At 52.0% G+C, this 19,043-nt stretch carries 21 protein-coding genes; 10 read left to right on the forward strand and 11 right to left on the reverse strand.

Annotated elements, in window-relative coordinates; all coding sequences use genetic code 11:
- The first annotated feature begins 359 nt into the window (after positions 1 to 359).
- The 6 genes from csgB (at position 360) to OGV67_RS12185 (ending at position 4,239) form a co-directional block, all read left to right on the forward strand.
- On the forward strand, positions 360 to 815 hold the full coding sequence (gene csgB / locus OGV67_RS12160; RefSeq protein WP_047457584.1) for a curli minor subunit CsgB: 456 nt from the start codon (positions 360 to 362) through the stop codon (positions 813 to 815).
- A gap of 40 nt (positions 816 to 855) precedes the next feature.
- Positions 856 to 1,311, forward strand: a complete 456-nt coding sequence (gene csgA / locus OGV67_RS12165; RefSeq protein WP_024130450.1) for a curli major subunit CsgA — start codon at positions 856 to 858, stop codon at positions 1,309 to 1,311.
- 60 nt (positions 1,312 to 1,371) lie between these two features.
- Positions 1,372 to 1,704: a curli assembly chaperone CsgC gene (gene csgC / locus OGV67_RS12170; RefSeq protein WP_024130449.1), complete on the forward strand. Its 333-nt coding sequence runs from the start codon at positions 1,372 to 1,374 to the stop codon at positions 1,702 to 1,704.
- A 156-nt stretch (positions 1,705 to 1,860) separates the two neighbouring features.
- Complete coding sequence (locus tag OGV67_RS12175) at positions 1,861 to 2,184, forward strand: YmdA family protein (protein ID WP_047457582.1); 324 nt, start codon at positions 1,861 to 1,863, stop codon at positions 2,182 to 2,184.
- Between the two features lie 98 nt (positions 2,185 to 2,282).
- Entirely contained in the window at positions 2,283 to 2,816 is a 534-nt protein-coding gene (gene ymdB / locus OGV67_RS12180) for an O-acetyl-ADP-ribose deacetylase (protein ID WP_115614868.1), read from the forward strand.
- A complete protein-coding gene (locus OGV67_RS12185; protein WP_080975442.1) occupies positions 2,809 to 4,239 on the forward strand; it encodes a phospholipase D family protein in 1,431 nt (476 codons plus the stop codon). The genes ymdB and OGV67_RS12185 overlap by 8 nt, the downstream gene beginning before the upstream one ends.
- A gap of 18 nt (positions 4,240 to 4,257) precedes the next feature.
- Here the strand turns inward: OGV67_RS12185 and mdoC are convergent, their stop codons facing one another.
- Positions 4,258 to 5,418: a glucans biosynthesis protein MdoC gene (gene mdoC, locus OGV67_RS12190; protein WP_012132882.1), complete on the reverse strand. Its 1,161-nt coding sequence runs from the start codon at positions 5,416 to 5,418 to the stop codon at positions 4,258 to 4,260.
- A 271-nt stretch (positions 5,419 to 5,689) separates the two neighbouring features.
- On the opposite strand from mdoC, the gene mdoG reads away from it, so the two are divergent.
- The 3 genes from mdoG (at position 5,690) to OGV67_RS12205 (ending at position 10,098) form a co-directional block, all read left to right on the forward strand.
- Positions 5,690 to 7,225 carry a glucans biosynthesis protein MdoG gene (gene mdoG, locus OGV67_RS12195; protein ID WP_077956924.1) on the forward strand — a complete coding sequence of 512 codons (1,536 nt, stop codon included), beginning with the start codon at positions 5,690 to 5,692 and terminating at the stop codon, positions 7,223 to 7,225.
- Positions 7,218 to 9,746, forward strand: coding sequence for a glucans biosynthesis glucosyltransferase MdoH (gene mdoH / locus OGV67_RS12200; RefSeq protein WP_286465584.1), 2,529 nt, complete (start codon positions 7,218 to 7,220; stop codon positions 9,744 to 9,746). The genes mdoG and mdoH overlap by 8 nt, the downstream gene beginning before the upstream one ends.
- A gap of 124 nt (positions 9,747 to 9,870) precedes the next feature.
- Positions 9,871 to 10,098 (forward strand): YceK/YidQ family lipoprotein, encoded by a 228-nt coding sequence (locus tag OGV67_RS12205; protein WP_024130446.1) that lies wholly within the window; start codon positions 9,871 to 9,873, stop codon positions 10,096 to 10,098.
- On the opposite strand, the gene OGV67_RS12210 is transcribed toward OGV67_RS12205, so the two are convergent.
- From OGV67_RS12210 to OGV67_RS12220, 3 genes are all read right to left on the reverse strand, one after another.
- Positions 10,099 to 10,473, reverse strand: coding sequence for a MysB family protein (locus OGV67_RS12210; RefSeq protein WP_012132878.1), 375 nt, complete (start codon positions 10,471 to 10,473; stop codon positions 10,099 to 10,101).
- Positions 10,474 to 10,554: 81 nt separating this feature from the next.
- Complete coding sequence (gene mdtG / locus OGV67_RS12215; protein ID WP_071258243.1) at positions 10,555 to 11,775, reverse strand: multidrug efflux MFS transporter MdtG; 1,221 nt, start codon at positions 11,773 to 11,775, stop codon at positions 10,555 to 10,557.
- Positions 11,776 to 11,938: 163 nt separating this feature from the next.
- Positions 11,939 to 12,859: a Kdo(2)-lipid IV(A) acyltransferase gene (locus OGV67_RS12220; RefSeq protein WP_115614867.1), complete on the reverse strand. Its 921-nt coding sequence runs from the start codon at positions 12,857 to 12,859 to the stop codon at positions 11,939 to 11,941.
- Positions 12,860 to 13,077: 218 nt separating this feature from the next.
- Here OGV67_RS12220 and trhO point away from each other — a divergent pair, with 218 nt between their 5' ends.
- Positions 13,078 to 14,130, forward strand: a complete 1,053-nt coding sequence (trhO, locus tag OGV67_RS12225; RefSeq protein ID WP_112002277.1) for an oxygen-dependent tRNA uridine(34) hydroxylase TrhO — start codon at positions 13,078 to 13,080, stop codon at positions 14,128 to 14,130.
- Positions 14,131 to 14,231: 101 nt separating this feature from the next.
- Here the strand turns inward: trhO and OGV67_RS12230 are convergent, their stop codons facing one another.
- The 7 genes from OGV67_RS12230 to pyrC form a co-directional block, all read right to left on the reverse strand.
- The gene (locus tag OGV67_RS12230) at positions 14,232 to 14,807 is read right to left on the reverse strand and encodes a YceI family protein (RefSeq protein ID WP_012132872.1); all 576 of its coding nucleotides are present in this window, start codon (positions 14,805 to 14,807) and stop codon (positions 14,232 to 14,234) included.
- Positions 14,804 to 15,376 (reverse strand): cytochrome b, encoded by a 573-nt coding sequence (locus OGV67_RS12235; RefSeq protein WP_012132871.1) that lies wholly within the window; start codon positions 15,374 to 15,376, stop codon positions 14,804 to 14,806. The genes OGV67_RS12230 and OGV67_RS12235 overlap by 4 nt, the downstream gene beginning before the upstream one ends.
- A 262-nt stretch (positions 15,377 to 15,638) precedes the next feature.
- Positions 15,639 to 15,752, reverse strand: a complete 114-nt coding sequence (locus tag OGV67_RS12240; protein WP_047457560.1) for a YceO family protein — start codon at positions 15,750 to 15,752, stop codon at positions 15,639 to 15,641.
- A 50-nt stretch (positions 15,753 to 15,802) separates the two neighbouring features.
- On the reverse strand, positions 15,803 to 16,921 hold the full coding sequence (solA, locus tag OGV67_RS12245) for an N-methyl-L-tryptophan oxidase (RefSeq protein WP_112002276.1): 1,119 nt from the start codon (positions 16,919 to 16,921) through the stop codon (positions 15,803 to 15,805).
- A gap of 194 nt (positions 16,922 to 17,115) precedes the next feature.
- Positions 17,116 to 17,370: a biofilm formation regulator BssS gene (gene bssS / locus OGV67_RS12250; RefSeq protein ID WP_012132867.1), complete on the reverse strand. Its 255-nt coding sequence runs from the start codon at positions 17,368 to 17,370 to the stop codon at positions 17,116 to 17,118.
- A 289-nt stretch (positions 17,371 to 17,659) separates the two neighbouring features.
- Positions 17,660 to 17,905 carry a DNA damage-inducible protein I gene (dinI, locus tag OGV67_RS12255; RefSeq protein ID WP_012132864.1) on the reverse strand — a complete coding sequence of 82 codons (246 nt, stop codon included), beginning with the start codon at positions 17,903 to 17,905 and terminating at the stop codon, positions 17,660 to 17,662.
- Positions 17,906 to 17,983: 78 nt separating this feature from the next.
- Positions 17,984 to 19,027, reverse strand: coding sequence for a dihydroorotase (pyrC, locus tag OGV67_RS12260; protein ID WP_058668995.1), 1,044 nt, complete (start codon positions 19,025 to 19,027; stop codon positions 17,984 to 17,986).
- Positions 19,028 to 19,043 lie beyond the last annotated feature (16 nt).

A 19,043-nucleotide genomic window follows, 5' to 3' on the forward strand; every position in this document is an offset into this window, starting at 1 on the left:
CCATTTTTAGTGAGAAAAAAATGATGTTTGTCACGAGTTGTGACGGCGATGCAGTGTGATGCCCGGAGAAACGCATAATGATATGCAGAAAACGGTTTTTCCCTCTCACTGGCAGAAATGTTTAGCCCGCTACAGATAAGAAAATAAATTTTTCGTAAATAACAGTGGAGTCAACAGTGAATTAGCACTTTGGTGTGACGCTGAATATCAAAATACCACTCGCGGGTGAGTTATTTAAAATGTTTCCACGGACATACTCTTCATCGTAACGCGGCGTTAACAAAAAACGAATCGCGTTAACAGTCAAATTGAAACGCTTTTAAATTAACGTAATGTACGACCAGGTCCAGGGTGACAACATGAAAAACAAATTGTTATTTATGATGTTAACAATACTGGGTGCGCCTGGGATTGCAGCCGCGACAAGTTATGATCTGGCAAATGCGGAATATAATTTTGCGGTAAATGAATTAAGCAAGTCTTCATTTAATCAGGCAGCCATTATTGGTCAAAAGGGCACTTATAATAGTGCAAAAACACGCCAGGACGGCTCAAAACTTTTATCTGTTATTTCACAAGAAGGCGGAAATAACCGAGCGAAGATTGACCAGTCAGGAGCTTATAACCTTGCATATATTGATCAGGCGGGTTATGCCAATGATGCAAGTATATCGCAAGGCTCTTATGGTAATACTGCAATGATTATTCAGAAAGGTTCTGGTAATAAAGCAGATATTACGCAGTACGGTACGCAAAAAACAGCAGTTGTAGTGCAGAGACAGTCGCGCATGGCTATTCGCGTTACGCAACGTTAATACCATGACGACTTTTAAATCAATCCGATGGGGGTTTACCATGAAACTTTTAAAAGTGGCAGCATTCGCAGCAATCGTAGTTTCTGGCAGTGCTCTGGCAGGTGTTGTTCCGCAGTGGGGCGGTGGCGGCGGTCATAATAATGGCGGTAATAATTCCGGCCCTGAATCTACCCTGAGTATTTTCCAGTACGGTAGCGCAAACTCTGCTCTTGCTCTGCAAAGCGATGCTCGTAAATCAGATCTGTCCATCAAACAATATGGTCATGGTAACGGCGCAGACGTAGGCCAGGGCGCTGACAACAGCGGCATTGACCTGACCCAGAATGGGTACAGAAACAGCGCGACTATCGATCAGTGGAATGCCAAAAACTCTGATATCGTTGTGAGCCAGTTTGGTGGCCGCAACGGCGCGCTGGTTAACCAGACTGCGTCCGACTCCCAGGTATCGGTTACTCAGGTCGGCTTCGGCAACAACGCCACGGCTAACCAGTACTGATTCAGGTCGGGTACTCATAATAAACAGGGCGAAAGCCCTGTTTTTTTTCGTGAGGATATAATGAATACGCTATTACTCCTTGCCGCGCTCTCCAGCCAGATTACATTTAATACCACACAACAAGGTGAAATTTACACCATTGTCCCCCAGGTTACGCTCAGCAAACCCTGTGTGTGCGAAGTCCAAATTTTTGCCGTTCGTGATGGGAAAGGAGGGCAAAGCCGTACACAGCAGAAAACAACCCTTTCTTTGCCCGCTAATCAACCCATTGATTTAACGAAACTCAGTTTAAATATTTCCCCGGAGGACTCGGTAAAAATTATCGTTACCGTTTCCGACGGGCAGTCGTTGCATTTGTCGCAGCAATGGCCATCTCCTGAGAAATCATCTTAATCATTTGATTTATTTGGTGATTGTTTGTGGCAGGGGATGGATTACTGTTCTATGAATTATAGAGAGGCAACAACGTCGTTTCCGTTCACCGCGAGCGTCGCAGTGGAAGGAAAACTCCGATCCTTCAAGTATGATTGATCATTGAGGAGCTATTGTATGTTTGCGTTGTGTTCGAAAAATATCCTCGGAGCAGGCCTTGGCGTCTGCATTCTCTTTTCTTCCTCTGTTACAGCTCAACAAATCACTACCGGCGGCGTTATTCATTTTCGTGGTCAGATTGTCGAACCTCCCTGTGAGGTCAGTGCCCGGCAGCAAAATATTGACATGACATGCGTGAATAATGGCCAGATGAAAACTAACCGTTTTACCCTGCAACAGGTTACAACCGCCCCGCAAAGCCTTCGACAAATTGCATCCGTGAGAGTCAACTATCTCGATCCGCAACAACGTCTGGCGATTATGAGTATTGAATACCAATAAACGCATCACGTCAGAGATAAAATCGTTCGATTAAAAAACGCGATTTCATTGAAAGCCCTGCTGTACACTTAGGCTATAGGTTAAGGTAAGGGGGATCTATGAAATCGCGTATTCATGTACAACATGGCGACATAACCCAGCTCACGGTAGATGTGATTGTTAATGCCGCCAACGCTTCATTACTGGGGGGCGGTGGCGTTGACGGCGCGATTCATCGTGCAGCGGGTCCGGCGCTACTGGAAGCCTGCAAAAAAGTCAGGCAGCAGCAGGGCGAGTGCCCGACAGGACACGCGGTCATTACTCTGGCAGGCAATCTGCCGGCGAAAGCGGTGATCCATACGGTAGGGCCCGTCTGGCGTGGCGGTGATCACAACGAATCCCAGCTCCTGGAAGATGCCTATTTCAACAGTTTGCAACTGGTGCTGGCCAATGGCTACCGGTCTGTCGCGTTTCCGGCGATCAGCACCGGCGCTTACGGCTACCCACGCCCCGCCGCAGCAGAGATCGCGGTCAATACGGTTGCGGATTTTCTTGCCCGCCACGCGCTACCTGAGCAGGTATACTTTGTCTGTTATGATGAAGAAACTGCCCGACTTTACGAGCGATTACTGACCCAACAAGGTGATGAGTGAGTTGACCCGACTTGAGCGCGCTGTTACCCCGCTGTGTGAACGTCATCCCGGCGAATGCGGCATTCTCGCCCTGGATGACAGCCTGGATGCCTTTGCCGCACGCTATCGATTAACAGAAATGGCTGAACGCACCCTGGATGTGCAGTATTACATCTGGGAGGATGACATGTCCGGGCGTCTGCTGTTTTCGATATTATTGGCGGCGGCAAAGCGCGGCGTTCATGTTCGCCTGCTGCTGGATGATAACAACACGCCGGGGCTTGATGATACGCTGCAACTGCTGGATAGCCACCCCAATATCGAAGTGCGCCTGTTTAATCCTTTCTCTTTTCGTATGCTGCGTGCGCTGGGGTATTTAACCGACTTTGCCCGGCTTAATCGGCGTATGCATAATAAAAGCTATACGGCAGATGGCGCAGTCACCATTGTCGGCGGGCGGAATATTGGCGATGCCTATTTTGGCGCAGGTGAAGAGCCGCTGTTTTCCGATCTCGACGTGATGGCGATTGGCCCTGTCGTAAAAGACGTGGCGGATGATTTTGAACGTTACTGGCACTGCAAATCGGTTTCAACGCTGCAAAAAGTGTTGTCGCTGTCTGAGCAGGAAATCACCCGACGCATTGACTTACCGGATTCCTGGTACAACGACGACATTACGCGCCGCTATTTGCATAAGCTGAAAACCAGCCACTTTATGTCCCATCTTGATCGCGGCGCTTTACCGCTGATATGGGCGAAAACCCGTCTGCTCAGCGACGATCCTTTAAAAGGCGAGGGGAAAGCGCAGCGTCATTCGCTTCTGCCGCAACGCCTGTTCGATGTGATGGGGTCGCCAACGGAACGTATCGACATTATTTCCGCCTATTTTGTTCCCACCCGGGCGGGCGTCGCGCAACTGCTGCAACTGGTGAGAAAAGGGGTCAGGATCGCGATTCTTACCAATTCACTGGCGGCGAACGATGTGGCGGTCGTCCATGCGGGCTATGCGCGGTGGCGTAAAAAACTTCTGCGCTACGGCATTGAGCTCTATGAGCTTAAACCCACTAACGGGCATGCGGCTGAACTTCACGATCGTGGTTTAACCGGTAACTCAGGCTCCAGCCTGCATGCGAAGACCTTCAGCATTGACGGGAATAAGGTTTTTATCGGTTCGCTCAATTTCGATCCCCGATCGACGTTACTCAATACCGAAATGGGGTTTGTGATTGAAAGCGAAACGCTGGCAACGCTGATTCATAACCGTTTTATGCAGAGCCAGCGTGATGACGCCTGGCAACTGCGGCTGGATCGTTGGGGAAGGATTAACTGGGTTGATCGCCACCTGCGTGACGAGGTGGTACTGAAAAAAGAACCCGCCACAGGATTCTGGAAGCGGGTTCTGGTGCGACTGGCGTCTGTCTTGCCCGTCGAATGGCTGCTTTAACGCCCTTCAGCGGATAGCTTAACTGGCGACAGCCTTGCTGTTATCACGTTTAACCGCGGGTTTGCCCGAAAATAAAAATTTCAGTACGGGAACCCGTAAATGCAGTTCATACAGAACCAGCGCAATACCGATAACAAAGACCAGCCCGCATAAAAAGCCCAGCAGATTCGACGTAATATGCGGCGTAATATACGCGCCGAAAAACAGCGTTAGTGGATGATGCACCAGATAGATGAAAAGCGAAGCATTCACAAAATAGGTGACGCGAGCGGACTGGAAATTAAGTAAACGGTGGCCCAGCGAAAAGACCACGTTAACCATCCACAATCCCATCAGCATGGTAATGACGTATTCTGTTTCATACATCCAGGCATCGCCGCTGCCATAACGCTGGTTCAGCAGGTAGGCAACGAAGGCGAGCGCCGCAGCCAGCGTGCATCCGCGTGACGGTACGGTAAACAGCGCTTTCAGCGCCGGGTTGATGAATGCCAGCGCGCCCAGGATAAAGAAAGGGAGATAAAACAGCGTTTGCATGACGACGAAATTGAACATGCCATCGCTAAGAATAGAGGGATAAATGATAAAAATGGCGCGTCTCAGCGCGGCGTAACCGACGCCAAGGATAAAGAAGATAAGCGTCAATTTGGTCATCGAAACGGCGGCGAATAACGGCTTCGTTGTGCGTTCCGCGCTTTTTTTGATTTGGCTGAATGCCCACATGCTCAGGGTTGTTAATACAACAAGCACTAATAAAAACCACAGATGAGAAATTAATTCCCAGGCCAGCGTATTGTATTTCTCATACAAAGAAAGCGTGTGCCAGTTCTCGGTTTTTCCTTTGACAAATTGCAGCATGATAAATTGCGGCAAGGTGAGTAAAGGAATGGCCGTCAGCATAGGAATACCTACGCGTTCAACACGCACTTTCCACCAGCGTTTTAATGGATAACGCAGGAATAACATGTACGAAAAATAACCGGAAATAACAAAAAAGACCTGCATGCGAAATGCGTGGACAAAATCGTTAAACAGGGTCAGCCACCATGAGGGCTCTGCGCTGTTGATATGCCAGGTATGGCTTGAATAGATCAACGAGATATGAAAGGGGATCCCCAACAACATCAGCCAGGCGCGGATGGAGTCAAGAAAATATTCACGCTGTGGAGGTACTGGATTCATAGATAGATACATATTCTCAGACTTTTCGTCTTATCCCTGGGACGAATAATGTTTACATTCGGGGGCAACCCTACACGAAGTCCAACAACCTGTCTCCAGGATAAGCACGCAAAGTGAAAACAGGAGCAAAACCTGCTTAATCCATGAGCCAGCGCGCTGAACAAAGCCGGGATTCAGTTGTCGGATTGCCTGATTATCCATTAAAATGGATCGGATCGATATAAGCACACAAAGGGGGAAGTGCTTACTTATTATGAAACATAAACGACAAATGATGAAAATGCGTTGGTTGGGCGCGGCGGTAATGTTAACGCTGTACACATCGTCGAGTTGGGCGTTCACCATCGATGATGTTGCAAAACAAGCTCAATCCTTAGCCGGTAAAGGCTATGAGGCGCCGAAAAGTAACTTGCCCTCCGTTTTCCGCGACATGAAATATGCGGACTATCAGCAGATCCAGTTTAACCGTGATAAAGCGTACTGGAGCAATATCAAGACCCCATTCAAGCTCGAGTTCTACCACCAGGGTATGTACTTCGACACACCGGTCAGGATCAACGAAGTTACCGCGACGACGGTAAAAAGAATCAAATACAACCCGGACTATTTCAATTTTGGCGATGTTCAGCATGATAAAGACACCGTCAAAGACCTCGGCTTCGCCGGGTTCAAAGTGCTGTACCCGATCAACAGCAAAGACAAAAACGATGAAATCGTCAGCATGCTCGGTGCCAGCTATTTCCGCGTCATTGGCGCAGGCCAGGTCTATGGCCTTTCCGCGCGTGGTCTGGCGATTGATACCGCGCTGCCTTCCGGTGAGGAATTTCCCCGCTTTCGCGAGTTCTGGATTGAGCGTCCAAAACCGACTGACAAACGTTTGACCATCTATGCGTTGCTCGATTCCCCGCGTGCGACCGGGGCATACCGCTTCGTCATCATCCCTGGGCGTGACACCGTGGTGGACGTTCAGTCGAAAGTCTACCTGCGTGATAAAGTCGGTAAACTGGGCGTTGCGCCGTTAACCAGCATGTTCCTGTTTGGGCCGAACCAGCCGTCTCCGGCAACCAACTATCGCCCGGAATTGCACGACTCTAACGGGTTGTCTATCCATGCGGGCAACGGTGAATGGATCTGGCGTCCGCTGAATAACCCGAAACATCTCGCGGTGAGCAGCTATGCGATGGAAAACCCGCAAGGGTTCGGCTTGCTGCAACGCGGTCGCCAGTTCTCGCGTTTTGAAGATTTAGACGATCGCTACGACCTGCGTCCAAGCGCCTGGATCACGCCGAAAGGCGAGTGGGGCAAAGGGAAAATCGAACTGGTGGAAATTCCGACCAACGATGAAACTAACGATAACATCGTGGCCTACTGGACGCCGGATCAACTGCCTGAAGCAGGCAAAGAGATGAACTTCAAGTACACCATGACGTTTACCCGCGATGAAGAGAAACTTCATGCGCCGGAGAATGCCTGGGTTCAGCAGACGCGTCGCTCTACGGGCGATGTCAAACAGTCTAACCTGATTCGCCAGCCTGACGGCACCATCGCCTTCGTCGTGGATTTTGTCGGCACAGATATGAAAAAGCTGCCGCAGGATACCCCTGTCACGGCGCAAACCAGTATTGGCGATAACGGCGAAATCGTTGAGAACTCAGTGCGTTATAACCCGGTGACGAAAGGCTGGCGTTTGACGCTGCGCGTAAAAGTGAAAGACGCGAAGAAAACCACTGAAATGCGTGCTGCGTTGGTGAATGCCGATCAGCCGTTGAGTGAAACCTGGAGCTACCAGTTACCTGCCAATGAATAAGACAACTGAGTATATTGACGCAATGCCGCTTTCAGACATTGAGAAAGCGGCGCTGCCGAAAACGGACATCCGCGCCGTCCATGAGGCGCTGGATGTTGAGCATCGAGCTTACTCGCGAGAAGACGATTCACCGCAGGGATCTGTTAAAGCGCGCCTTGAGCAGGCCTGGCCGGATTCGCTGGCCGAAGGGCAACTGATTAAGGATGATGAGGGACGCGATCAGTTGCAGGCAATGCCGAAAGCGACGCGTTCTTCTATGTTCCCCGATCCCTGGCGCACCAACCCGCTGGGTCGTTTCTGGGATCGCTTGCGCGGCCGGGACGTGACGCCGCGTTATCTCTCCCGCCTGACGAAAGAAGAGCAGGAGAACGAGCAAAAATGGCGTACCGTCGTGACAATCCGCCGCTACATCCTGTTGCTGCTGACGCTGGCGCAGACGGTGGTTGCGACCTGGTATATGAAGACCATTCTTCCTTACCAGGGCTGGGCGCTCATCAATCCTGCCGACATGATCGGGCAGGATCTGTGGGTCTCCTTTATGCAACTGCTGCCGTATGTGCTGCAAACCGGCATCCTGATCCTGTTCGCCGTGCTGTTCTGCTGGGTGTCTGCGGGGTTCTGGACCGCGCTTATGGGCTTCCTGCAACTGCTGATTGGCCGCGATAAATACAGTATTTCGGCGTCAACGGTGGGAAATGAGCCGCTGAATCCAGAGCACCGTACCGCGTTGATTATGCCTATCTGCAACGAGGACGTTGACCGCGTGTTCGCGGGGCTACGTGCTACGTGGGAATCGGTTAAAGCCACCGGCAACGCAGCGCATTTCGACGTCTATATCCTGAGCGATAGCTACAACCCCGATATCTGCGTGGCGGAACAAAAAGCGTGGATGGAGCTGATTGCTGAAGTGCAGGGCGAAGGACAGATTTTCTATCGCCGTCGCCGCCGTCGTGTGAAGCGCAAAAGCGGCAATATCGATGACTTCTGCCGTCGCTGGGGCAACCAGTACAGCTACATGGTGGTGCTGGACGCTGACTCGGTGATGACCGGCGAGTGTCTGAGCGGCCTGGTGCGTCTGATGGAAGCGAACCCGAATGCCGGGATCATCCAGTCGTCGCCGAAAGCGTCCGGTATGGATACGCTGTATGCGCGTTGCCAGCAGTTTGCTACCCGCGTGTACGGCCCGCTGTTTACCGCCGGGCTGCACTTCTGGCAGTTAGGCGAGTCGCATTACTGGGGCCACAACGCGATTATTCGCGTGAAGCCATTCATCGAACACTGTGCGCTTGCGCCGCTGCCGGGCGAAGGATCGTTCGCGGGTTCCATCCTCTCGCACGACTTCGTGGAAGCGGCGTTAATGCGTCGTGCAGGGTGGGGCGTCTGGATTGCCTACGATCTGCCGGGTTCGTATGAAGAACTGCCACCGAACCTGCTGGATGAACTTAAGCGTGACCGCCGCTGGTGTCATGGCAACCTGATGAACTTCCGCCTGTTCCTGGTGAAAGGGATGCACCCGGTTCACCGTGCGGTGTTCCTGACGGGGGTTATGTCTTACCTGTCGGCGCCGCTGTGGTTTATGTTCCTGGCGCTTTCCACCGCTTTGCAGGTGGTTCATGCGTTGACCGAACCGCAATACTTCCTGCAACCGCGCCAGCTGTTCCCGGTCTGGCCGCAGTGGCGCCCCGAACTGGCGATTGCGCTGTTTGCATCCACGATGGTGCTGCTGTTCCTGCCGAAGCTGCTGAGTATTATGCTCATCTGGTGTAAGGGCACAAAAGAGTATGGCGGATTTGTGCGCGTAACGCTGTCGTTGCTGCTGGAAGTGCTGTTCTCTGTGCTGCTGGCGCCGGTACGCATGTTGTTCCACACGGTGTTTGTGGTGAGCGCATTCCTCGGCTGGGAAGTGGTCTGGAATTCACCGCAGCGTGACGATGACTCTACCCCGTGGGGTGAAGCCTTCATGCGTCACGGTTCCCAGCTGCTGCTCGGCCTGGTATGGGCGGTTGGCATGGCCTGGCTGGATTTACGTTTCCTGTTCTGGCTGGCGCCGATTGTCTTCTCGCTGATCCTGTCGCCGTTTGTGTCCGTGGTTTCCAGCCGTTCAACGGTAGGCTTGCGCACCAAACGCTGGAAGCTGTTCCTCATCCCGGAAGAGTATTCCCCGCCGCAGGTGCTGGTGGATACTGACAAATACCTGGCGATGAACCGCAATCGCACGCTGGATGACGGCTTTATGCACGCGGTGTTTAATCCGTCGTTTAACGCGCTGGCTACGGCGATGGCTACGGCCCGTCACCGCGCCAGTAAGGTGCTGGAGATTGCGCGCGACCGCCATGTGGAGCAGGCGCTGAATGAAACGCCGGAAAAACTGAATCGCGACCGCCGTCTGGTGTTGTTGAGCGATCCGGTGACGATGGCGCGTTTACACTATCGCGTCTGGAATTCACCGGAAAGATACTCATCGTGGGTTAACTACTATCAGGGTATCAATCTGAACCCACTGGCGTTGCAGAAGAAGTAAGCCGTAGCGGCCTGATAAACGTGGCGTTTATCAGGCCGACAAATATGCGCTGACAATTATCTGAAAATACCGGCCTGCTGCCGGTATTTTTTTATACTGAACAAAACGACGAATGAGGTATCCGGTGCGAATAATCGTGGTTGGCGTAATGGCGCTACTTCTGAGTGGGTGCGGCAGCATCATTAGCAGGACGATCCCCGGACAAGGGCACGGTAATCAATACTATCCCGGCGTGCAGTGGGATGTCCGGGATTCCGCGTGGCGCTATGTCACGGTTCTCGATCTGCCGTTTTCACTGGTTTTTGATACGCTGCTGCTGCCGCTGGATATACACCACGGCCCTTATGAGTAGTTAACGCTCATCCCACTCATCCGCCGCAGTCTGGCCTTCTTCGGTATCCAGAGGCGGCTCGAGCTGAAATTCACCGTCATCCCACTCATGCAGAGTGTTCTCTTCCAGCCACTCCTGACGAATCTCTATCTCATCATAATCGCCGTCAAAGACGCTTTGCGCCGCTTCGCCACTCAGCATTGGCAGACATTCGCCTTCTTCGCCTTCATCGGCAAAAAACTCGGCTTGCCACATGATGTCGCCATCCTGTAGCACGTATTTCTGGATATTGAGTTGTTGAACATTGGCTTCATCTTGTTCGAGTTCCGGGTTGTCAGCCAGAAACTCTTCACGGGCTGCATCAATGGCTTCTTCCAGCGTGGCGTACATAGTCATCACTGTCTCCCTTTGATTTGATGAGGTATTCAGGGAAAGAATAGCTGATTCTCCGGTTTTGCAAGTATGAAAGCGCAAAAATCATTTTGCCGCGAGGGTCTCTCTGCGCCGCCGCAGGCTGTTCCACGAATAAATTGCGTTGAACAACACGACGCCTGCGGTGACGCAAAACACGGCGCGAAAACCGTAGCTGGCAGAAATAGCTGCCCCCATTAACGGGCCTGTGACGTTGCCAATATCGCGAAATGACTGGTTGTAACTGAAGATGCGCCCGGCGATCTGATTGCTGGCGTTATAGACCAGCAGAGTCTGTACGGCGGGGAGCAGGGCGCCGTCCGCCGCACCAAGTAAAAAGCGCAGCACGCCAAGCTGCCAGGGCGTTTGTACGAATGACATCGGGATCAGCAGCAGGACAGAGATAATCAGGGCGGTAATCAGGATCTTTTCGGGGCCAATGCGATCGCCCAGTTTGCCGAGCCGGGGCGCGCTGAGCAACGCCGCCACGCCGGGCACCGAGGCGATCATTCCGCTGATAAATGCGATATTGCTGACGTTACCGGCTAGCTCTCGCACATATAACGTCAGAATAGGCGCGATCGATCCGGTTGCAACCTGAATGATCAGCGTGGTGACGAACAGACTCAAAACCAGCTTTGGGTTTTTTAGTGAGCCAACGACCTCCCGGACGTGCAACATCTCCTTTTTGCTGACAGGCTGAAAACGCTCGCGAATAAAAAAGAGCGTCAGTAAGAAACAGACCAACAGCACGCTGGCGGTGATGAAAAAGACAGGGCGTAATCCGTACTGGTCGGCAAGTAATCCGCCCGCCAGAGGGCCGAGCAATGCGCCGCTGACGCCGCCAGTAGAAAGCGTTCCTAACGCCCAGCCGCTCTTATTACGCGGCACCTGAGTGGCGATAAGCGCATTTGCGTTTGGCACAAATCCGCCGAGCAGACCTAACAATGCGCGCAGGATCAGAAACTGCCAGATGTTCTGCGCCAGCCCCATCAGCAGCATAACCATCGCCATGCCGAGGGCTGAGCGCAGCAGCATGATCTTTCGCCCTTTGCGATCGGCCAGCCCGCCCCAAAAAGGCGAGGCAATAGCGGAAAACAGGAAGGTGATACTGAAAACCAGCCCCGACCACATATTCAGCGCGCTGTGGCCCGTTACGCCGAGCTGCTCAACGTAGAGGGGTAAAAATGGCATCACCAGGCTAAACGCCGCGCCGGTCAAAAAACAGCCCAGCCAGGCTACGGTGAGATTGCGTTTCCAGTTTATGGGGACATCAGAGGGTGACATAGCGATCCGCAGTGTGATGCGCTGTTTGCGCTATCATCAGAATAAAAATAAGGCAATACTCTCTTATTATGCGCCTGCCTGCTGAGGGCGGCAATGTGAGTAGCTTTTAAAGCTAAAAGAGGCGATGAGAAGGTGCAACCGTCGCCCGGCTGCACCTGATGAATCAGTAACGGGAGGGCATACTTTCAGGACGCGTTTTGAAACGGCGGTGCAACCACATGTATTGCTCGGGCGCCATCATGATGCATTTCTCTACGATCGTGTTCATCCAGGCCGCGGTGGTTTCGGCGTCATCCAGCGGTGGTGAGCATTCCGGCGGCAGGAGAATCAGCTCATAGCCTTTGCCATCGGGTTTACGACGCGGAACAAACGGCACCAGACAGGCGTTGGACATCCGGGAGAGCATCCAGGTTCCTGACGTGGTGGCGGCCTGTTCCACGGCAAACAGCGGGACAAACACGCTGGCGCGCGGGCCATAGTCATGATCCGGCGCATACCAGACCACTTCACCTTTTTTCAGCGCTTTGATCATGCCTTTCAGGTCTTTGCGATCGAGCATCGATTTGTTGGAGCGCATACGTCCCCAGGTTTGTAGCCAGTCGAGCAACGGATTGTCATTCGGACGATAAACGCCAATGCCAGGCTGTTGCAAACCAAACTGGCGCGCGCCCAGCTCCAGCGTCAGAAAGTGCAGGCCAACCAGCAGAATCCCTCGCTCCCGGGCCTGAACGTCGCGGATATGCTCAACGCCGCTGACATCTGTCCAGCGTGAAATACGGCGGTCGGACCAGAACCAGGCCATGCCGGTTTCCATCACGCCCATCCCGACAGACTCGAAGTTCTTCACCACCATCTGGTGGCGTTCTTGCTCGCTCATCTGCGGAAAGCACAATTCAAGATTACGATAGGCGATGCGGGCGCGGCGCTTCATAAAACGCAACGCCAGACGTCCCATTGCACAACCCAGTTTGTAAATCACCGGGTAGGGCAATTGCACGACCAACCAAAGAGCACCAATACCCAGCCAGGTTAACCAATAACGTGGATGCAGTAGCGCAACGGAGAACTTAGGTAAATTCGTCATCTCTATCCTGTCTGTAAACGAGCAATTCCCTGTATTGTCGCATTTTTTCGTGTACAGCAAAAATTTGTGGTTGGAGAACGACGATAAAAGCGGCAATTGTTGTTAATTTCTTAGTATGAAGAATGAAATGTAGCGCAAAATGTGTGGATGTAAATTGGCGATGTTTGCTTTATGATGCCGCCCGATTTCATTTTTACTGATTGCAGGATACGTACACCATGCCAGTGTTACACAACCGCATTTCGAACGATGCGCTTAAAGCCCGGATGTTAGCTGAAACGGAGCCGCGCACGACCATCTCTTTTTATAAATATTTCACGATCGTCGATCCGCAGAGCACGCGCGACGCGTTGTACCAGATGTTTACCTCGCTGAATGTTTTTGGTCGCGTTTATCTGGCGCGTGAAGGCATTAACGCACAGATCAGCGTGCCGCAAAGTCAGGTCGCGGCGTTTCGTGAGCAGCTGTATGCGTTTGATCCCGCATTAAACGGCTTGCGTCTGAATATTGCGCTGGACGATGACGGTAAGTCCTTCTGGGTGCTGCGTATGAAAGTACGCGAGCGGATTGTGGCTGATGGTATCGACGATCCGAATTTTGATGCCAGCGACGTTGGCGAGTACCTGAAAGCGGCGGAAGTGAACGCCATGCTGGACGATCCTGATGCCGTGTTTATCGACATGCGTAACCACTACGAATATGAAGTGGGGCATTTCGAAAATGCGCTGGAAATTCCGGCTGACACGTTCCGCGAGCAGTTGCCGAAAGCTGTTGAAATGATGCAGGAGCATAGAGACAAGAAAATCATCATGTATTGTACGGGCGGTATTCGTTGTGAAAAAGCCAGCGCCTGGATGAAGCATAACGGTTTTAACAAAGTGTGGCACATTGAAGGCGGCATCATTGAGTACGCGCGTAAGGCGCGCGAGCAGGGACTGCCGGTGCGTTTCATCGGTAAGAATTTTGTGTTTGATGAGCGTATGGGAGAGCGGATCTCTGATGAGGTTATCGCGCATTGTCACCAGTGCGGCGCTCCGTGCGACAGCCATACCAACTGTAAAAATGATGGTTGCCATCTGCTGTTTATTCAGTGCCCGGCTTGCGCCGAGAAGTTTAAAGGCTGCTGTAGCGAGCTGTGCTGTGAAGAGAGCAGTTTGCCGGAAGAGGAACAGCGCCGTCGCCGCGCTGGCCGTGAGAATGGCAATAAAATCTTCAATAAATCGCGTGGCCGTCTGAATACCCAACTGGGCATTCCCGACCCGGCGGAATAACGTAGCGCCATCCGGCATTGCGCCCGGTGGCTCTCCGCTTACCGGGCCTACAATATGTGCTGCTGTAGGCCGGATAAGGCGAAGCCGCCATCCGGCATTCGTTACTTCTGCTGTACGCCTTCCACCGAGATAATCAGATCGACTTCCTGCGATGCAGGGCCGAGGTCGGTAGTGATGTTAAAGTCTTTCAGCTTAATTTTACCTTCCGCTTCAAAGCCCGCGCGCTTCCCGCCCCACGGATCGTCACCCTGGCCGATCAGCTTCGCTTCCAGCGTGACCGGTTTGGTGACGCCATTGAGCGTCAGGTCGCCGGTGATATCCAGCTCGTCGCCATCTTTTTTCACGCTGGTCGAGGTAAACGTCGCCTGCGGGAATTTCGCGACGTTCAGGAAATCAGCGCTACGCAGGTGCTTATCACGCTCCGCATGGTTGGTATCAACGCTGTTGGTGTTAATGGTGACGTTCACTTTATCCGCTGCCGGATTTTTTTCATCGAAGGTAAATGTCCCGTCGAAATCTTTGAACGTCCCGTACAGCCAGCTGTAACCCAGGTGCTGGATACGGAAGTTAACGAAGGCGTGTTGTCCCTCTTTATCAATTTTATAGTCTGCCGCGATTGCAGAACCAGTGGTGAATAACAGGGAAGCAAAAGTCAGTCCCAGCAGGCTTTTTTTCATTTTTCAACTCCATAGTCAGGCGACGATCTCCCCAGCATACGCTTCAGGGTGTCGTCTTTATCGATGAAATGGTGCTTCAGGGCCATTAGCCCATGCAGAACGGACAAAATCACAACGCTCCAGGCCAGCCACAGGTGCAGACTACCGGCAAGATCGGCCTGAGCGCCCGCGTCGGCCAGCGTGGCGGGCACGTCAAACCACCCAAACACGCTGATCGGTTTGCCGTCGGCGGTTGAGATCAGATAGCCGCTGATCACAATGGCGAAGAGCAGAAGATACAGCGCAAGGTGGCCCACCGCCGCACCCAGACGGGTCAGGCGTGAATAGCTTTTCAGCGCCTTTGGCGGTGGTGAGACGAAACGCCAGAAAACACGTATAACCAGCCCCATCATTAGCAGGATGCCGATACTTTTATGCAATTCCGGCGCCTGGTGATACCAGCCATCGTAATAGCTGAGCGTCACCATCCATAAACCCAGGGCAAACATGCCGTATACAACAATGGCGACCAGCCAGTGAAGCAATACAGAAATGGCGCCATAGCGCTGAGGAGTATTTTTGAATTGCATAAACACACCAATGGATATTTCAGGAGAGAATGAAAATGACCTGTTAGAGACATTAATGCAACTAATAAATAACAATCCTGGCGATATTTGTTTTTATTTCAATAAAATTGATTGAATTTGTCATTGTGCGTCAGAAGATTCGAGGTGATTAGCGGTTTTATCTATATGGGGCAGGAGGGCGGGAGGTTTCTTATTGGTCAAATTATTACAATGAAAGTTAGAGTAATCTCAGGTTTTGTCAATTTTTGTCAGCTGAAATAAATTAAAAGAACATGATATAAATAATGTCCATGATGGCCAGCAGCGACCATAAAATAACGTAGAGCATAAAATGCTCACGAATATTATTGATCAGATAGTGAAAAATACGACGCACAGCCTGACTCCTCAAAAAGAAACGGCCCCGTTTGCGAGGCCATTGGGTCATTATTGCGTAAAGCGCTTCAGTTTGAATGGCGTCAGGTCAAAAGCCGGCGATTTACCCTGCGCGAAATCGGCGGCAATCTCACCTAATACCGAGGCGAACTTAAAGCCGTGGCCGCTCAGACCGGTGACGATCAGCGTATTATCATGTCCCGGTAATGTATCGATAATAAAATCTTCATCCGGGGAATTATCATAGGTACAGGCGGCGCCGTTCAGGCAGCAGCCAATGCCGGGCAGGATAGTGCGCAGGAAGGGGAACGCTTCGGAACCATCGCTGGCGACGGCGGCAAACGGCTTGCGCTCTTCCGGTGAGTGAATCAACTGACCACCGTTGTGTTTTCCTATTTTTAATGCGTCGTTTTCGGCGGGAAAACCGTAATACTGATCGCCGTTCGGGAGTTCTCCAGTGAACGCCGGGAAGTTATTTTTCATGCTGTAGCGCCCGTCAGCCTGATACCAGGCAAAAACTTTACGAACGGGTTGGATGGGGAGTTCCGGCACCAGCGCCTGTACCCATGTACCGGCACTGATCAACACTTTCTTCGCGCGGTATTCGCCGTCAGCGGTTTCAACGGTAACGCCGTCGCTATCGTGATGAAGGGCGGTGACGGGGCAGTTAAAGAGCTGCGCACAGCCAGCCTCTTCGGCAAGGCGAACCCAGGTTTTGATCGCCAGTTCACTGCGCAGAAAACCGGAGTCCGTTTCGAACAGGCCAATGTAGTTGTCAGGGACGCGAATTTCAGGCCAGCGCGCCATGATGGCGGCGGCATCCAGTTGCTCAACGTTCAACTGCCATTGCTGTGCGCTATGCGCCACGTTCGCCAGAAATGGCGAGTCCGCCGGGCCGAGGTTTATGACGCCGGAGCGGACGAAGATGGGATCTTCATTATGCGTTGAAAGCTCTTCCCATAACGTTTGCGCACGCAGCACCAGAGGAACGTATTTCTCACCCTCGCCATAAGCGTGGCGGATTAACCGGGTATCGCCGTGATGGCTGCCCTGTTGATGTGGCGGCATATGGGCATCTGTCATCAGAACCTTCAGTCCGGCGCGAGTGGCATAATATCCGGCTGCGGCGCCGACGGAACCGCTGCCAATAATGATTAAGTCGTATTTCATCAGCTTCTCTCTGCTATCGCGATTATTGCAGGGTAAATAAGTGAATTGAGATATACAAGTTATACTCGTCATGCTTTCGGATTGCCGTCGCGGCGGCGCGTTTGTCGGCCGACTTTCTGTCAGTGGAATTATTGAGAGTATGAAACGATAAAGGCACCTTTTAAGGTGCCTTTGGGTGGAGGGGTCGCGTCACGTTAATGACGGCGATACTCATTTTCCTGGTAATCGCCAGATTCAATTTTGGCGATGCCTGCTTCTAATATCGAAATAAATTGTCTGGCAACATCGGTGGTTAACCAGAGCGTCTGACCAACTTCAGTCCCATCAGGGTCAGGGCGATTCGGGGTCTGGTAGTGCAAACGCAACATCAGCGCATCATAGCTGTCAACGGTGCTGATGTCCCATCCTACAAGCGGATGAGTCTGAATGACTTCATTATTCTTTTCCATTATGCCCCCTAATACGTGTTACAAGACAACGGTTTTCGAGGTTCAATGCGTGTTTTTTTCTGAAGCAACTTCAGTATATCAATAAATAAGGCTATTCACTGGAAATTTAAAGGGTGACAGAATAAATTTCTTCTTTTTAAGAATTATGTGCACAATAAAACAGCATGTTATTCATATTTTTTTGGCATGTTGTGCAGTTATTTTGAGTAATGGATTAAAAAGCGACCAGTTGCGCAAATAAAAAAGCCGGGGCGACCCGGCAAAAACGAACATTACTGCATATCATTTTTTATTCATTGACGAACCAGTCATCCGCGCTTTCCCAGGTTTCCTGTAGGATTTCGCTGATGCGTTCTTTATCCTCTTTTGTCGCGCCAATGACCGACAAATTGTTGGCTGCGGCATAACGGACGACAACATTGCCCGCGTTATCTGGAAAAGAGTGATGGATACGGCGGGAGAGTTCACCAGCCAGCGCGTCAATCGCGCCAGCAGGCAAAGGTGACGTTTTCGCTATAGTGACTTCAATACGCATAATGGCCCCCTGTTGAATATACTGTGTATTTATACAGTTAACCTTTCTGGCTTACAACAGTTGGCCACATTTTTTTTATTATTTTACTGACCAGCGTACGCGCTCGCCGCCCAGGAAGGGCACCAGTGAGTCATCGGCAAGCGTGATGCTTTCCGGGACGAGCTGCTCTTCGCGTACCAGTTCAACGTAGGTTTCATTGACCGGCAGGCCGTAGAACCGTGGCCCATTGAGTGAGCAGAACGCTTCAAAATGCGCGAGGGCGTTCATCTCTTCAAAGACCGTAGCGTAGCTGCCAAGCGCCGTCGGGGCATTAAAGCAGCCTGCGCAGCCGCAGCTGGTTTCTTTCCGATGACGGGCGTGCGGCGCGGAGTCGGTACCGAGGAAGGCGCGGCTAAATCCGCTGGCGACCAGTTCACGCAAGGCCTGCTGGTGGACGTTACGTTTGAGGATCGGCAGGCAATACAGATGCGGGCGAATGCCGCCGACCAGCATATGGTTGCGATTAAACAGCAGATGCTGTGGCGTGATGGTGGCGGCTAACAGCTCGTTGCCGTCGCGAACGTACTCTGCGGCATCTTTGGTGGTAATGTGCTCAAACACGACCTTCAACGCCGTCAGACGCTGGCGCAGCGGCTCCATCACCGTTTCAATAAACCGTGCTTCGCGGTCAAAAATATCGATATCAGCATGGGTAACTTCGCCGTGTACCAGCAACGGCATGCCGAGTTTTTCCATGCGCTCCAGTACCGGCATGATCGTATCGACAGAGGTGACGCCGTGGCTGGAGTTGGTGGTCGCGTTGGCCGGATAGAGTTTTGCTGCGGTAAAGACGCCTTCGCGGAATCCGCGCTCAAGCTCATCAGGATCAAGCGTATCCGTTAAGTAGCAGGTCATCAGTGGGGTAAAGTCATGCCCGGCAGGAACGGCATCAAGAATGCGCTGGCGGTATGCGATGGCCGCATCGACCGTCGTAACAGGTGGCGCCAGGTTCGGCATCACTATCGCGCGGCCATAAATTTCACTGGTGTAAGGCACGACAGTTTTTAACATGTCGCCATCGCGAAGGTGAACGTGCCAGTCGTCTGGGCGGCGGATCTTTAAAACCTGGGATGGTGCAGTCATTAATATGCTCCGGCTG

Origin of the sequence: Citrobacter sp. CK188, from assembly GCF_030333525.1 — a bacterium.
GTDB classification, from domain to species: domain Bacteria; phylum Pseudomonadota; class Gammaproteobacteria; order Enterobacterales; family Enterobacteriaceae; genus Citrobacter_B; species Citrobacter_B koseri.